General features: G+C 72.0%; 13 protein-coding genes. 10 read left to right on the plus strand and 3 right to left on the minus strand.

Features of this window, described 5'->3' with window-relative positions:
• Window positions 1-42: 42 nt before the first annotated feature.
• From ACIRQH_RS08710 to kynU, 3 genes are all read left to right on the plus strand, one after another.
• Window positions 43-456 (plus strand): DUF3151 domain-containing protein, encoded by a 414-nt coding sequence (locus ACIRQH_RS08710; protein ID WP_358815375.1) that lies wholly within the window; start codon window positions 43-45, stop codon window positions 454-456.
• Window positions 457-624: 168 nt separating this feature from the next.
• Entirely contained in the window at window positions 625-1,470 is an 846-nt protein-coding gene (locus ACIRQH_RS08715) for a tryptophan 2,3-dioxygenase family protein (protein WP_358815376.1), read from the plus strand.
• Window positions 1,463-2,662: a kynureninase gene (gene kynU, locus ACIRQH_RS08720; RefSeq protein WP_404224816.1), complete on the plus strand. Its 1,200-nt coding sequence runs from the start codon at window positions 1,463-1,465 to the stop codon at window positions 2,660-2,662. Before ACIRQH_RS08715 ends, kynU begins: the two co-directional genes overlap by 8 nt.
• Before the next feature lie 188 nt (window positions 2,663-2,850).
• Here the strand turns inward: kynU and ACIRQH_RS08725 are convergent, their stop codons facing one another.
• The gene (locus tag ACIRQH_RS08725; protein ID WP_358815378.1) at window positions 2,851-3,468 is read right to left on the minus strand and encodes a TetR/AcrR family transcriptional regulator; all 618 of its coding nucleotides are present in this window, start codon (window positions 3,466-3,468) and stop codon (window positions 2,851-2,853) included.
• 196 nt (window positions 3,469-3,664) lie between these two features.
• Here ACIRQH_RS08725 and ACIRQH_RS08730 point away from each other — a divergent pair, with 196 nt between their 5' ends.
• The 4 genes from ACIRQH_RS08730 (at window position 3,665) to ACIRQH_RS08745 (ending at window position 8,207) form a co-directional block, all read left to right on the plus strand.
• Window positions 3,665-4,585 carry an alpha/beta hydrolase gene (locus ACIRQH_RS08730; protein WP_388875853.1) on the plus strand — a complete coding sequence of 307 codons (921 nt, stop codon included), beginning with the start codon at window positions 3,665-3,667 and terminating at the stop codon, window positions 4,583-4,585.
• A 349-nt stretch (window positions 4,586-4,934) separates the two neighbouring features.
• Complete coding sequence (locus ACIRQH_RS08735) at window positions 4,935-6,173, plus strand: sensor histidine kinase (RefSeq protein ID WP_388875960.1); 1,239 nt, start codon at window positions 4,935-4,937, stop codon at window positions 6,171-6,173.
• Window positions 6,170-6,871, plus strand: a complete 702-nt coding sequence (locus ACIRQH_RS08740; RefSeq protein ID WP_388930147.1) for a response regulator — start codon at window positions 6,170-6,172, stop codon at window positions 6,869-6,871. The genes ACIRQH_RS08735 and ACIRQH_RS08740 overlap by 4 nt, the downstream gene beginning before the upstream one ends.
• 94 nt (window positions 6,872-6,965) lie before the next feature.
• A complete protein-coding gene (locus tag ACIRQH_RS08745; RefSeq protein ID WP_388875847.1) occupies window positions 6,966-8,207 on the plus strand; it encodes a cytochrome P450 in 1,242 nt (413 codons plus the stop codon).
• 182 nt (window positions 8,208-8,389) lie between these two features.
• Here ACIRQH_RS08745 and ACIRQH_RS08750 read toward each other — a convergent pair whose 3' ends face one another.
• On the minus strand, window positions 8,390-9,253 hold the full coding sequence (locus tag ACIRQH_RS08750) for a diacylglycerol kinase family protein (RefSeq protein WP_404224820.1): 864 nt from the start codon (window positions 9,251-9,253) through the stop codon (window positions 8,390-8,392).
• A 200-nt stretch (window positions 9,254-9,453) separates the two neighbouring features.
• Here ACIRQH_RS08750 and ACIRQH_RS08755 point away from each other — a divergent pair, with 200 nt between their 5' ends.
• The 3 genes from ACIRQH_RS08755 (at window position 9,454) to ACIRQH_RS08765 (ending at window position 13,166) form a co-directional block, all read left to right on the plus strand.
• The gene (locus ACIRQH_RS08755) at window positions 9,454-10,737 is read left to right on the plus strand and encodes an adenylosuccinate synthase (RefSeq protein WP_388875843.1); all 1,284 of its coding nucleotides are present in this window, start codon (window positions 9,454-9,456) and stop codon (window positions 10,735-10,737) included.
• Between the two features lie 287 nt (window positions 10,738-11,024).
• Window positions 11,025-12,842 carry a bifunctional metallophosphatase/5'-nucleotidase gene (locus tag ACIRQH_RS08760; protein WP_404224822.1) on the plus strand — a complete coding sequence of 606 codons (1,818 nt, stop codon included), beginning with the start codon at window positions 11,025-11,027 and terminating at the stop codon, window positions 12,840-12,842.
• A gap of 189 nt (window positions 12,843-13,031) precedes the next feature.
• The gene (locus ACIRQH_RS08765; protein WP_404224824.1) at window positions 13,032-13,166 is read left to right on the plus strand and encodes a hypothetical protein; all 135 of its coding nucleotides are present in this window, start codon (window positions 13,032-13,034) and stop codon (window positions 13,164-13,166) included.
• 101 nt (window positions 13,167-13,267) lie between these two features.
• Here ACIRQH_RS08765 and ACIRQH_RS08770 read toward each other — a convergent pair whose 3' ends face one another.
• A complete protein-coding gene (locus ACIRQH_RS08770; protein ID WP_358815386.1) occupies window positions 13,268-13,918 on the minus strand; it encodes a hypothetical protein in 651 nt (216 codons plus the stop codon).
• Window positions 13,919-14,008: the final 90 nt, after the last annotated feature.

Here is a 14,008-nt window from a genome sequence, read left to right on the forward strand (position 1 = left end):
CGGGCGGTGGGAGCGGTGCGGGCATGCGCCAGACTGGAACCCATGACGATTCACGAGAACCTCCTCGGGGGACCGCCCCCGACCCATCTCCCCGACGACCCGGAGCCGCGCGAGCTCCTCGCGAACGGCACGGCCCCCGCCGATGTCGCCGCCAAGTACCCCACCTCCTCACTCGCCTGGGCGCAGCTCGCCGACGAGGCGTTCGAGCGGGGGAGCGTCGTCGAGTCGTACGCCTACGCCCGCACGGGTTACCACCGCGGTCTGGACTCCCTGCGCCGCAGCGGCTGGAAGGGCCACGGCCCGGTGCCGTGGGAGCACGAGCCGAACCGCGGCTTCCTGCGCGCCCTGCACGGCCTCGCCCGCGCCGCGCACGCGATCGGCGAGCAGGAGGAGTACGAGCGCTGCAGCTCGTTCCTGAAGGACTCCTCGCCGACGGCGGCCCAGACGCTGGGCTAGTACCGGGAGCCCCCCGGCGGGGGCTCTGATGCGGGTCCGCCTGGTGTGACCAGGCGGACCTTGCGGTTTCGGGGGACGATTGTGGAGGATGCCCGGTGGGGACCGGGGCCCCCGTGTCGGTAACGGCAGGGGCGGACCGCTACCCGGAGCACAACGCAGGAGACAGCGATGTCCCACCAGGCTCAGCCCGCGCAGGCTCAGGAGCCCGAGACCCCGCATCTCGACTTCCAGGGCACGACGCCGTACGAGGACTACGTACAGGCCGACGTGCTCACCCACCTCCAGCACACCCTCTCCGACGACCCCGGAGAGATGGTCTTCCTGGTGACGACCCAGGTCATGGAGCTGTGGTTCACGGTCATCGTCCACGAGTGGGAGACGGCGGCCAAGGCGCTGCGCTCGGACGACATCCCCGTCGCGGTGGCCGCGCTGAAGCGTTCCGTACGGCAGCTGGAGGCGCTCAACGCGTCCTGGCGTCCGCTCGGACAGCTCACCCCCGCGCAGTTCAACTCCTACCGCTCGGCCCTCGGCGAGGGGTCCGGCTTCCAGTCGGCGATGTACCGGCGCATGGAGTTTCTGCTCGGCGAGAAGTCCGCGTCCATGCTCGTCCCGCACCGGGGCGCGACGCGCGTTCACGCCGAGCTGGAGAAGGCGCTGCACGAGCCGAGTCTGTACGACGAGGTGCTGCGGCTGCTCGCGCGGCGCGGGCACGCGATCCCGGCCGCCGTGCTGGAGCGTGACGTGTCGCAGCGCTACGAGCCGTCGCCCGAGGTCGAGGCGACCTGGACGGCGCTGTACGCCGGTGACGAGAGCGACGAGCTCGCGCGTCTCGGCGAGGCGATGACCGACGTGGCCGAACTGGTGTGGCGCTGGCGCAACGACCACCTCGTCGCCACCCGGCGGGCGATGGGCTCGAAGACCGGCACGGGCGGCTCCGCCGGGGTGGCCTGGCTGGAGAAGCGCGCGCAGAAGAACGTGTTCCCCGAGCTGTGGACGGCGAGGTCCTATGTCTGAGCGAGCCCCCGAGTCCCTGGCCGAGCGGGCGGCGGAGCTGGACGCCGCCGACGAACTCGGCAAGCTGCGCGAGCGGTTCGTGCTCGACGACGTGGTGTACCTGGACGGGAACTCGCTCGGCGCGCTGCCGGTCGACGTCCCCGGCCGGGTCGAGGACGTCGTCCGCCGCCAGTGGGGCGAACTGCGGATCCGGTCCTGGGAGGAGAGCGGGTGGTGGACCGCGCCCGAGCGGATCGGCGACCGGATCGCCCCGCTCGTCGGCGCCGCGCCCGGCCAGATCGTGGTCGGCGACTCGACCAGCGTCAACGTCTTCAAGGCCCTGGTGGGAGCGGTCCGGCTCGCCGCCGAGGGCCGGGACGAGATCCTGGTCGACGCGACGACGTTCCCGACCGACGGGTACATCGCGGCCTCGGCCGCCCGCCTGACCGGGTGTGAACTGCGCCCGGTCGAACCGGCCGAGGTGCCCTCGGCGCTCACCTCGCGTACGGCGGCCGTCCTGCTCAACCACGTCGACTACCGCACGGGCCGGCAGTACGACCTCCCCGCCCTGACCGGCGCCATCCACGCGGCGGGCGCGCTCGCGGTGTGGGACCTGTGCCACAGCGCGGGCGCCCTGCCCGTGGGGCTGGACGAGCACGGCGTGGACCTGGCGATCGGCTGCACCTACAAGTACCTGAACGGCGGCCCCGGTTCGCCCGCGTACCTGTACGTCCGCTCCGGCCTCCAGGACCGCTTCGACTCCCCGCTGCCCGGCTGGAACTCGCACGCGGAGCCCTTCGGCATGAGCCCGTCGTACGCGCCCGCGCCGGGTGCGCTGCGCGGCCGGGTCGGCACGCCGGACATCCTCTCGATGCTGGCTCTCGAAGCGGCCCTGGAGGTGTGGGACGGCGTCTCGGTCGACTCCGTCCGCGCCAAGTCCCTCGCCCTGACGGACTTCTTCCTGGAGTGCGTCGCGGCCTACACGCCCGAGGGCCGCGTCGAGTCGGTGACCCCGGCCGCCCACGCGGAACGAGGCAGCCAGGTGGCACTGCGCTGTGCCGACGCGGGCCCGGTCATGAAGCGGCTGATCGACCGGGGCGTCGTCGGCGACTTCCGCCACCCGGACATCCTCCGCTTCGGCTTCACCCCGCTGTACGTCGGCTTCACGGAGACGGAACGGGCGGCACGCGTGTTGGCGGAGGTCCTGGGCTAGGCGGCCTCAGCACCGGCGGAGGGGAGCGTCCAGTCCCTCCGCCGCTCGGGAAGATCCAGTTCCTCCGGCGTTCGAGGAGCGGGGTCCGGGGCGGAGCCGCGGGGACGGGAAGGGCAGGGGCGCAGGGGGCGAAAACCCCCGTCCGCCCCACCGGCCCGCGGGAACCATCGCACCCTGGGGCACGGGGGTCACCCGGTGACGGCGAACGCCCCCGCCGCGGCGGCGGCCACCGCGGCGCCTGCGGCCCGCTCGGCATCGGCGGCACTGGGCACCACCCCGCCCGTGAGCAGCCCGTAGTACAACGGCGCCGACACAGCACGCACGACCGCCCCCGCGTCCGTTCCCACCGGCAACTCCCCCCGGGACACACCTTGTTCGACGCAGGGTGCCCACTCGGCGACCCGCACCTCGTAGAACCGGCGCAGCGCCTCCGCCGTCCGCGCGTCGCACGCCCCGGCGGCGATCACCGCCCGGAACAGCGCCCCCTGCCGGGGATCGGCGAGCGTCCGCCGTACGAGGTCGGCGTTGGCGCGCAGGTCGCCGAGCACGCTGCCGGTGTCCGCGCGGGGAAGCGACTGTTCGGCCATGTCGCCGAGCAGGTCGGCGACCAGGGCCGTCACGGAGCCCCACCGGCGGTAGACGGTCGTCTTGCCGACCTCGGCCCGCCGGGCGACGTCGGCGAGATCGAGGTGTGCGAAACCCTCCTCGGCGAGCACGTCGCCGGCGGCCCGCAGGACGGCCGCGCGGACACGTGCGGTGCGCCCGCCGGGACGTACGGTGCCGGGCTCGGCGGACTCGGCGGACATGTCGGTCTCCTTCGTGGATCACGTGCGGGCGGGCGGGGGTGCCGACCCTCAGCGTAACGAAACAGCAGAACCGTTTAACCCTCACCGAGCGTGACAACCGCGTGTCGACGCACGTCACGGGCCTGATACCGTCCCGGCCAACGGCCGAATTCTTCCCTGGTCCGCCAAATCCGTTTCACCGCTGAGAGGTTGGAGCATGCAGGACGACGCCGCACCCCAGGACGGCTCCGACGCCGAAGAGGCGTCGGCCTTCTCCCACCCGGCCGTGGACCCCGACGTCACGGTGGCGTACGGCGACCACCCCGACCAGGTGATCGACTTCTACGCCCCGCGCGACCCCGACCCGGCGATCCCCACGCCCCTCGTGGTCGTCCTGCACGGCGGCGCGTGGCGGGCCCCGTACGACCGCCGGCATGTCACCCCGTTCGCGGACTTCCTGACCCGGCGCGGCTTCGCCGTGGCGAACGTCGAGTACCGCCGCGGCGAGGCTCCGGCGCCCGCGTCGGGCGGCCCGATCCCCGCGCAGGGCGGGCCGGTGGACCCCGCGGGTCCGGTCGCCGGACGCTGGCCCGACACCTTCGACGACGTGGCCGCCGCGCTGGACGCGCTGCCCGCGCTCGTGCGCGAGGCGGTGCCGGGGGCCGATCCCCGCCGCATGGTGGTCGTCGGGCACTCGGCGGGCGGGCACCTCGCCCTGTGGGCCGCGGCGCGTCACCTGCTGCCCGCCGACGCGCCCTGGCGCACCGAGCGTCCCGTGCAGTTGCGCGGGGTCGTGGCGCTCGCTCCGATCGCGGACTTCGAGGTCGCGGAGAAGCTGGGCGTCTGTGGCGGGGCCGCGCGGCAGTTGCTCGGTGGGGAGGCCGGCTTCGACGAGCGTCTGCCGTACGCCGACCCCGTCCGGCTGCTGCCCACCGGGATCGCCACCACCCTGGTCCAGGGGCGGAAAGATGCCGTGGTGCCACAGGCCGTCGCCGAGGCGTATGCCGATGCGGCGGCCAAGGCGGGTGAGGTGGTCGGCCTGACGCTCCTGGAGGACGTCGGTCACTTCCCCCTCATCGATCCGGCCGCCGACGCCTGCGCGGTGGTGGCCGAGGAGATCGCCCAACTGGCTTGGTAACCAGTTGAGTTGACGCGGAGCCCGTCACCTCTGCCCCGGCCGGGCGCAACCCTTCTTCGCCCCCGCCGCCCCTGCCCTCCCGTCCGCGGGGCTCCGCCCCGGACCCCGGTCCCCAAACGTCGGAGGGGCAGGGTTCTCCCCTCCGGCGGAGCTGAGATCCCGTCCCCCGCCCCGGCGCACGGGCCGTCCCACCCACCGGACCCGGACCGTGTAGTACCTGAGACGGACCCCGAAGGACCCTCCTCGGAGGTGACGACCGTGGGGTCGCCTCCCGCCTACCGTTTCGAACGTGACCGACACCAGCCACCCCAGCCCGGAGTACCGCCTCGTCGCGGATCTGCGGCAGGACATGTTCCGCGACGTCTTCGCCTACCGTCCGCTGCCCCCGATGCGCACGGACGGCCCCCTCACCCGCCGTCTCTCCGGCACCCTGCGCGCCTACGCCGCCTGGACCCCGCACGCGACGGTGGTGGCGGCCGGCCTGATCGCGATGGCCGCCGGCTACACCGCCGCCGACGGCGACGACGGCTTCGGGCCCCTGTCGTGCGGCCTCCTCGCCCTGCTCCCGGTGCTGGCCACGCTGATCCGCCCGATCGGCGCGTTCTGGTTCTCGATCGCGGCGGCCCCGGTCGTCGCGCTGTTCGGCGGCGCCTGGGCCGACTGGCCGTGGGCGCCGGGGAGCTTCGTCGCGCAGGTGACGGTCATGACCGTCGTGGCGCTGCGCAGCCGCCCCCGCGTCGCCGCCTGGATGTGGCTCCTGACGGCGGCGTACAGCATGTTCTCCGAGGCCCTGTTCGGGGGCGGCTACTACGCCTCCAACACGTTCCCGCTGCTGTTCGTCTCCGCACTGGCCCTGCTCGTCGTCACGGTCCGCAACATCCGCCGTGCGGCGGAGCAGGAGGTGACCGCGCACCAGTCGGAGACGGCGCAGGAGCGTTCCCGGCGCACGCTGCTGGAGGAGCGCACGACGATCGCCCGCGAGCTGCACGACGTCGTCGCGCACCACATGTCGGTGGTCGCCATCCAGGCGGAGGCGGCCCCCTACCGGGTGCAGAACCCGCCTCCCGAGCTGGAGCAGGCCTTCGTCACGATCCGCGAGAACGCCGTCGCCGCGCTCACCGAACTGCGCCGGGTGCTGGGCGTGGTGCGGGCCGAGGACTACGAGGCCCCCGACGCCCCGCAGCCCACGCTCGCCGACCTGGACGCGCTCCTCGCCAACGTGCGGGAGGCGGGCCTTGCCGTGGAGAAGGCGGTCACCGGAGCGGTGCGCGAGCTGCCGCAGGGCGTCGAGCTGTCGGCGTACCGGATCGTCCAGGAGGCGCTGAGCAACGCCCTGCGGCACGCGCCGGGAGCGCCGGCCCGGGTGGAGATCGGCTACGTCCTCGGCGGGCTCGGCCTGCGGATAGTCAACGGCCCCGCGCCGGTGACGTCGCTGGAGAAGTCCTCGCACGGCGCGGGGCACGGCATCACCGGCATGCGCGAGCGGGTCACGATGCTGGACGGCGAGATGACGGCCGGGGTGACGGACGACGGGGGCTACGAGGTGGCGGTGTTCCTGCCGGTGCCGTCGGCGGAGGAGACGGGATGACGCGGGACACGCTCGGCGGGGGCCCGGACGGCGGCACGATCCGGGTCCTGATCGCCGACGACCAGATGATGGTCCGCGAGGGCTTCTCGGTGCTGCTCGGTGCGATGCCGGACATCGAAGTGGTGGGCGAGGCGGTCAACGGCCGCGAGGCGGTGGACCGGGTCCGCGAACTGGCCCCGGACGTCGTCCTGATGGACATCCGCATGCCGGAGATGAACGGCATCGAGGCGACCCGGGAGATCGTCGCGGCGGACGGTGCCGCGAAGGTGCTGGTGCTGACGACGTTCGACCTCGACGAGTACGTGTACCAGGCGCTGCGCGCGGGCGCGTCCGGCTTCCTGCTGAAGGACGCGTCGGCGCGCCAACTCGCGGACGGGGTACGGGTGGTGGCGGCCGGGGAGGCGTTGCTCGCCCCCTCGGTCACCCGGCGGCTGATCACGGAGTTCTCCAAGCTCGCGGAAACGCCCCGGATGTCGGCGACGGCGCACGCGGCGTACGGGGACCTGACCGACCGGGAGACGGAGGTACTGGTGCTGATCGCGCAGGGCCTGTCGAACGCGGAGATCGCCGGCCGGCTCGTCGTGGCGGAGTCGACGATCAAGACCCATGTGAGCCGCATCCTGGTGAAGCTGGGCCTGCGGGACCGTACGCAGGCGGCGGTGTTCGCGTACGAGGCCCGCCTGGTCACCCCGCGCTGACGCCCTGGGTGGCCCGCCCCGACCCGCCCGCCTCCGGGCACCTCGCCCCGGTCACCCCTGTTCAGCGGGGCTCTCCTCGGGCTAGCGTCCGGTCATGGCAGCTTTGGAGACGTCCGCCCCGAAGAGTCCGGCCCCGGGGGCCTTCGACCCGTGGGACCCGGCGTTCGTGGCGGATCCTTACCCGGCGTACGAGGAACTGCGCGCGCGGGGCCGGGTGCACCACTACGAGCCGACGGACCAGTGGCTGGTGTCGCATCACGCGGACGTGTCGGCGCTGCTGCGGGACCGCCGGCTCGGCCGGACCTACCGGCACCGGTTCACGCACGAGGACTTCGGCCGGACGGCGCCGCCGCCGGAGCAGGAGCCGTTCCATGTGCTCAACGACCACGGGATGCTGGACCTGGAGCCCCCGGACCACACCCGGATCCGACGGCTGGTGTCGAAGGCGTTCACCCCGCGCACGGTGGAGCGGCTGAAGCCGTACGTGGAGGGGCTGGCCGGCGAGCTGGTCGGCCGGCTGGTGGAGGCGGGCGGCGGCGACCTGCTGACCGACGTGGCGGAGCCGCTGCCGGTGGCGGTGATCGCGGAGATGCTGGGCATCCCGGAGTCCGACCGCGCGCCGCTGCGGCCCTGGTCGGCGGACATCTGCGGGATGTACGAGCTGAACCCGTCCGAGGAGGTCGCGGAGCGGGCGGTCCGGGCGTCGGTGGAGTTCACCGAGTATCTGCGGGTGCTGATCGAGGCCCGGCGCAAGGAGCCGGCGGACGACCTGATCTCGGGGCTGATCGCGGCGCACGACGCGGGCGACCGGCTCACCGAGCAGGAGATGATCTCCACCTGCGTCCTGCTGCTGAACGCGGGGCACGAGGCGACGGTCAACTCCACGGTCACCGGCTGGTGGAACCTGTTCCGGCACCCCGCGCAGCTGGCCGATCTGCGGGCCGATCACACGCTGATCCCGTCGGCGGTCGAGGAACTGCTCCGCTACGACACCCCGCTCCAGCTGTTCGAGCGCTGGGTCCTCGACGACATCGACATCGACGGGACGACGGTGCCGCGGGGCGCGGAGATCGCGATGCTCTTCGGTTCGGCGAACCGTGACGCCGAGGTGTTCGCGTCCCCGGACACGCTGGACCTGTCGCGGGCGGAGAACCCGCACATCTCCTTCAGCGCGGGCATCCACTACTGCATCGGCGCCCCGCTGGCACGCATCGAACTGGCCGCGTCCATGAGTGCGCTGCTGACCAGGGCTCCCGGGCTCCGGCTCACCGAGGAGCCGGTCCGCAAGCCGGGCTTCGTGATCCGCGGCCTGGAGGGCCTGAAGGTCGAGGTGTGACGTGCTCCGGGTGCGCCGGCGGTGTGGGACCGGCGCGCCGACGGAACGCCGGGGCGCCCACGGTACGAAGCTCCACGGGAACGCCTGACGCCTCTGACGGGGTACGACGCTCCTGAGGACCGTCACGGGTGGCACGGGTGGCACGCCCGGCCCTCCGTGCCGGGAACGGTCCCAGGGGCCCCTCAGCGCACCGTGGGCAGCATCAGCCCCCAGGCCGACTCCCGCACCGTCCACGTCCGGGTCCGTACCGGGCCGCTCACCACGGAGTCGGCGCGGTAGCGGAAGTCGGCGCCGGAGACGGTGACCCGGTGTCCGGTCAGCCGGAGCGGGGTGGCCTCGGCGCCCACGGACACCGGACGGACCTCGATCTCGGCGCCGGTCCCGGACGCCCCGGGGGTCACCGACACGGTCTCCACGGGCTGGTCCAGGTCCACCACGCACACGCCGTCGACCTCGATCCGCAGCCGGGAGGGACTGTGGGCGGGGCCCGCGGCCGGTCGGGTGGGACGGGAGGCGAGCGTGCGCACCAGCGACTGGCAGGTGCGCAGCCAGGGGTGGGCGCCGTCCTCCCCCGGCTCCCCGGACGGGACCGTGCCCAGCGCGGCGGCAGCCCGGGCGGGCAGGGACGGGATGCGCAGCGCGCCGAGCACCACGCCGTCGCTGTCGTCCACGAGCAGGTCGAGGCGCCGCGCGGCGCCGTCGAGAACCGCCCGGGCCGCCGCGACGGCGCCGAGCGGCACCCCGAGCGCCCGGGAGAGCGACAGCACGCCGCCCACGGGCACGAGGGACAGCCCGCATCCGGCCAGCTCCCGCTGCCGGTGGAGCAGGGCCACCGCCCGCAGCAGGGCGCCGTCGTCCCCGATCACGACGGGTCGCCGCGCACCCCGGCGGATCAGCGCCCGGGCGAATTCCTCGGGTCCCTCCGGAAGGCACACTTTGGTCGCCGCACCCGCGCTGAGCACGTCTTTCGCGATGCGCACAGACTCGCCGTCCGTCCGTCGGGCGACCGGGTCGATGACCACCAGAAGCTGGTCGGAAGCCGCCACCTCGGTCCTGCCTCGCTTCCTCGGGTAGCATCTTTGTGCAAGAGCCCCTTGCGCTATTGCGCCAGGGGCTTCGTCTATTCCGGGGCATCCGGTCCGACGGTCGCGGCCAAAGGTGGTCGCCGGCGTACTCAGCTGTGTCAAGAAGCAGCCGCGTACGTCCCCGACCTTGGACATGCCCCGCCCGGAAGGGGTGTACGCCTGTGCCCGCACTTGTGCTGCTCGGTGCTCAGTGGGGTGACGAAGGCAAGGGAAAGGCCACCGACCTGCTCGGTGGATCCGTGGACTATGTGGTGCGCTACCAGGGCGGTAACAACGCCGGCCATACGGTAGTCGTGGGCGATCAGAAGTACGCCCTCCACCTCCTCCCTTCCGGAATCCTCACGCCGGAGTGCACTCCGGTGATCGGCAACGGAGTCGTCATCGACCCGTCGGTCCTGTTCTCCGAGCTGAACGGACTGAACGAGCGCGGTGTCGACACCTCCAAGCTCCTGATCAGCGGAAACGCTCACATCATCACGCCGTACAACGTCACCGTGGACAAGGTGACGGAACGCTTCCTCGGTAAGCGGAAGATCGGCACCACCGGACGCGGCATCGGTCCGACCTACGCGGACAAGATCAACCGCGTCGGCATCCGCATCCAGGACCTCTACGACGAGTCGATCCTCATCCAGAAGGTCGAGGCGGCGCTGGAGGTCAAGAACCAGCTGCTCACCAAGCTCTACAACCGGCGCGCCATCGAGGTGAACCAGGTCGTCGAGGAGCTGCTGGCCTACGCGGACCGGCTCCAGCCGTACGTCGCGGACACCGTGCTGGTGCTGAACCAGGCGCTGGAGCAGGACAAGGTCGTGCTCTTCGAGGGCGGCCAGGGCACGCTGCTGGACATCGACCACGGCACGTATCCGTTCGTGACGTCGTCGAACCCGACCGCGGGCGGCGCCTGCACGGGTGCCGGTGTCGGCCCGACCAAGATCAGCCGGGTCATCGGCATCCTCAAGGCGTACACGACCCGGGTCGGCTCGGGTCCGTTCCCGACCGAGCTGCTCGACGCGGACGGCGAGGCGCTGCGCCGCATCGGCGGCGAGCGCGGTGTGACGACCGGCCGTGACCGGCGCTGCGGCTGGTTCGACGCCGTCATCGCCCGCTACGCGACCCGCGTGAACGGCCTGACCGACTTCTTCCTCACCAAGCTGGACGTCCTGACCGGCTGGGAGGAGATCCCGGTCTGCGTGGCGTACGAGATCGACGGCAAGCGCGTCGAGGAACTCCCGTACTCGCAGACCGACTTCCACCACGCGAAGCCGATCTACGAGACCCTCCCCGGCTGGTCCGAGGACATCACCAAGGCCAAGACCTTCGAGGACCTCCCGAAGAACGCCCAGGCGTACGTCAGGGCCCTGGAGGAGATGTCCGGCGCCCGGATCTCGGCGATCGGCGTCGGCCCGGGCCGTGACGAGACGATCGAGATCAACTCGTTCATCTAGTACGGGACGTCAGGCGGATCATCGCCCCCGGCCGGGTCTCCGGCCGGGGGCGCTGTCGTACCCGGGAGCCCGCCGGGGGACGAACTCGTCCTGAAGCCGGGCGACGGGGTGTCCGCGGCGGGCGCGAACTGACCGTTACTTGACCGGGAGATGGGGTGCTCCTGGTTCCGGAGGGGCTCGTCGGCGACCACGCTCTACGCGTGTAGTCCCGCACGGCTCGCAGACCTCGAAGACCCCGCACGGGCTCGTACGTCCGCCCCCTCGCCCTCGTCCCAGGAGTGTCCTCCATGCACGTCCCTCCCCTGAACCGCCGGGAGTTCGTCAAGAAGTCGGCCGTCACCGGTGCGGCCGTGGCCGTCGCGGGCACGGTCGCGGCGACGCCCGCGCAGGCGGCCCACCGCAAGCCGCCGAAGCCGCCCCGCACCTGGTCGTTCTCGATCCTCGGCACCACCGACCTGCACAGCCACGTCTTCGACTGGGACTACTACACGGACGCGGCCTACCAGGACAGCAAGGGCAACTCGGTCGGTGTCGCCCGCGTCGCGACCCTCGTCAAGCAGCAGCGCGCCGCCAAGGGCGAGGACCACGTCCTGCTCGTCGACGCCGGCGACATCATCCAGGGCACCTCGCTGGCGTACTACTACGCGCGCGTCGACCCCATCGTCGGCACCGGCGGCAAGCGGGGTCCCAAGCACCCGATGGCGATCGCGATGAACGCCATGCGGTACGACGCCGCCGCGCTCGGCAACCACGAGTTCAACTACGGCATCGAGACGCTGCGCCGCTTCGAGGAGCAGTGCCACTTCCCGCTGCTCGGCGCCAACGCGCTGGACGCGAAGACCCTGCGGCCGGCCTTCCAGCCGTACACCGTGAAGCGGCTCCGGGTGCCCGGAGCCCCGGACATCAAGGTCGGCATCCTCGGACTGACCAACCCCGGAATCGCCCTGTGGGACAAGGACAACGTCGCCGGGAAGATGGCGTTCACCGGGCTCGTCGAGCAGGCGAAGAAGTACGTGCCGCGGATGCGGGCGCTCGGCTGCGACGTCGTGTTCCTCACCGACCACTCGGGCCTGGACGGCAGTTCGTCCTACGGCGACGAACTGCCCTACGTGGAGAACGCCTCCAACCTCGTCGCCCAGCAGGTCCCCGGCATCGACGCGATCCTCGTCGGCCACACCCACACCGAGGTCTCCTCCTACACGGTGACGAACACCGAGACCGGCAAGGAGGTCGTCCTCTCCGAGCCGTACTGCTACGGCATGCGGCTGACCGTCTTCGACTTCGAGCTCGAACTCGTCCACGGGCAGTGGAAGGTGACCAGCACGAAGGCGCAGACCCTCAACAGCAACACCGTCGAGGAGGACGCCGAGATCACCGGGCTCCTCACGGCGGACCACGACCTGGTGGTGAAGTACGTCAACACCCCGGTCGGCACGTGCACCGCCGACCTCTCCGCGGCGGAGGCGTGCTGGAAGGACGTCCCCGTCATGGACTTCATCCATCAGGTCCAGATGGCCGCCGTCGCCACCGGGCTGTCCACCGCCGACGCGGCGCTGCCGCTCATCTCCGTCGCCGCGCCCTTCAGCCGGACGGCCGACATCCCCCGGGGCGACGTCACCATCCGCGACGTGGCAGGGCTCTACATCTACGACAACACCCTGTACGGCAAGAAGCTCACGGGCGCGCAGCTCAAGGACTACCTGGAGTACGCGGCGAAGTACTACCACCAGGTCCCGTCCGGCACGAAGGTCGACACCGCGACCCTCACCAACGCCAACAGCTTCTGGGACTACATGTACGACACGGCGGCGGGCGTCTCGTACGACATCGACATCGCGCAGCCGGAGGGCTCCAGGATCAAGAACCTCTCCTACGAGGGCACCCCGGTCGCCGACGGCCAGGTCTTCGTCGTCGCCGTCAACAACTACCGCGCCAACGGCGGCAGCGGCTACCCGCACATCGCGGCCGCCGACATCGCCTACAGCTCCACCAACGAGATCCGCCAGCTGATGATCGACTACGTCACGGCCAAGGGCTCCCTCGACCCGGCGGACTTCGCCGCCGCCAACTGGCGACTGACCCAGAACGGCACCCCGGTCTTCTGACCACCCCGCGGAAACCCCGCCCAGCACTCCGCCGCCGCCTCCCTCCTCCTCCCCGGAGGGTGGCGGCGGCGGTGGCCGTTCATGCCGATGTCCGTCAACTCCCATACTCCCGGAGGAGTTCACCGTGGCGCCCGCCTAGGGTGATCGCCATGTCTGGCGACGATCCCTACGCCGGCCACAACCCCCTGGGTGTCCTTACGGAGCGACGGCCACACCATCGAGGCGGTCGTCCCGGGCTACGTCAATCCGGCGACGGCCGTGCTGGTGGCGGCCGCCCTGGCCCGCCGTGCACGCGTCCGCGACACGCAGTCGCAGCGCCTTTGAGCCGGCGGAACGCGTCCCGCGCCGGACCGGGCGGGGCGAGCGTCGGGGTGAGCCCGGTGCGGGTCCGGACGGGCCGGAGCCCCGCACCAGGAAACCACCGGTCAGCTGAAGATGATCATTGAGCCCTGGGCGAGGCTGCGGGTCGCCGCGGCGTGCAGGCCCAGCCAGACATGGCGTTCGCGGGCGAAGGGGCTGGCGTCGTAGGGGGCGGGGGCGGCCGGCTCCTCCAGCTCGGTGGGAGCGTTGGGGGGCTGCGGCGGGGCCGGCGGGTTGGCCGGGTCGATGCCGATGGCGGGGGCCACGAACTCGAGTTCGCGCAGCAGGGCCTGGGAGGAGCCCAGGGGGCCGCCGCCCGCGAGGAGTTCGTCGTTGGCCAGCGGATGCGGGAAGTCGACCGGGACGTAGGCGCCCGCGTGGTCGTAGTGCCAGACCAGATGGGACTGCTGGGCGTTCGTCTCGAACATCTCCAGCAACTGCTCGTAGTCGCCGCCCAGTTCGTCGACGGGTGTGACGGCGAGCCCGCACATCTGGAGGAGGTAGGCGCGGCGCAGGAAGTGCAGCGCGTCGTAGTCGAAGCCGGCGACCGGTGCGACGTCACCCGAGAGGCCGGGCATGTACGCGTACACCGGGACGGGTGGGAGTCCGGCCTCGGCGAGCACCTTGTCGTAGAGCGCGAGTTCCTCGGCGAAGGGGTTGTCGGGGGTGTGGCACAGCACGTCGACGAGCGGGACCAACCACAGGTCACAGGCCAACAGACGGCTCCTCTTGCTCCTTGGGGTGCACGGTGGTCAGGGCAGCGTAGTGCGCGTGGCGGTCCTGTGAAGGGGGCCGTACGCAAGTCC

It is taken from the genome of Streptomyces sp. NPDC102279 (assembly GCF_044766365.1).
Classification (GTDB): domain Bacteria; phylum Actinomycetota; class Actinomycetes; order Streptomycetales; family Streptomycetaceae; genus Streptomyces.

What these genes read in the sequence shown, in the direction of transcription:
- ACIRQH_RS08710 (WP_358815375.1), top strand. Translation starts at nt 43, where the DNA reads ATGACGATTCACGAGAACCTCCTCGGGGGACCGCCCCCGACCCATCTC.
- ACIRQH_RS08715 (WP_358815376.1), top strand. Translation starts at nt 625, where the DNA reads ATGTCCCACCAGGCTCAGCCCGCGCAGGCTCAGGAGCCCGAGACCCCG.
- kynU (WP_404224816.1), top strand. Translation starts at nt 1,463, where the DNA reads ATGTCTGAGCGAGCCCCCGAGTCCCTGGCCGAGCGGGCGGCGGAGCTG.
- ACIRQH_RS08725 (WP_358815378.1), bottom strand. Translation starts at nt 3,468, where the DNA reads ATGTCCGCCGAGTCCGCCGAGCCCGGCACCGTACGTCCCGGCGGGCGC.
- ACIRQH_RS08730 (WP_388875853.1), top strand. Translation starts at nt 3,665, where the DNA reads ATGCAGGACGACGCCGCACCCCAGGACGGCTCCGACGCCGAAGAGGCG.
- ACIRQH_RS08735 (WP_388875960.1), top strand. Translation starts at nt 4,935, where the DNA reads ATGTTCCGCGACGTCTTCGCCTACCGTCCGCTGCCCCCGATGCGCACG.
- ACIRQH_RS08740 (WP_388930147.1), top strand. Translation starts at nt 6,170, where the DNA reads ATGACGCGGGACACGCTCGGCGGGGGCCCGGACGGCGGCACGATCCGG.
- ACIRQH_RS08745 (WP_388875847.1), top strand. Translation starts at nt 6,966, where the DNA reads ATGGCAGCTTTGGAGACGTCCGCCCCGAAGAGTCCGGCCCCGGGGGCC.
- ACIRQH_RS08760 (WP_404224822.1), top strand. Translation starts at nt 11,025, where the DNA reads ATGCACGTCCCTCCCCTGAACCGCCGGGAGTTCGTCAAGAAGTCGGCC.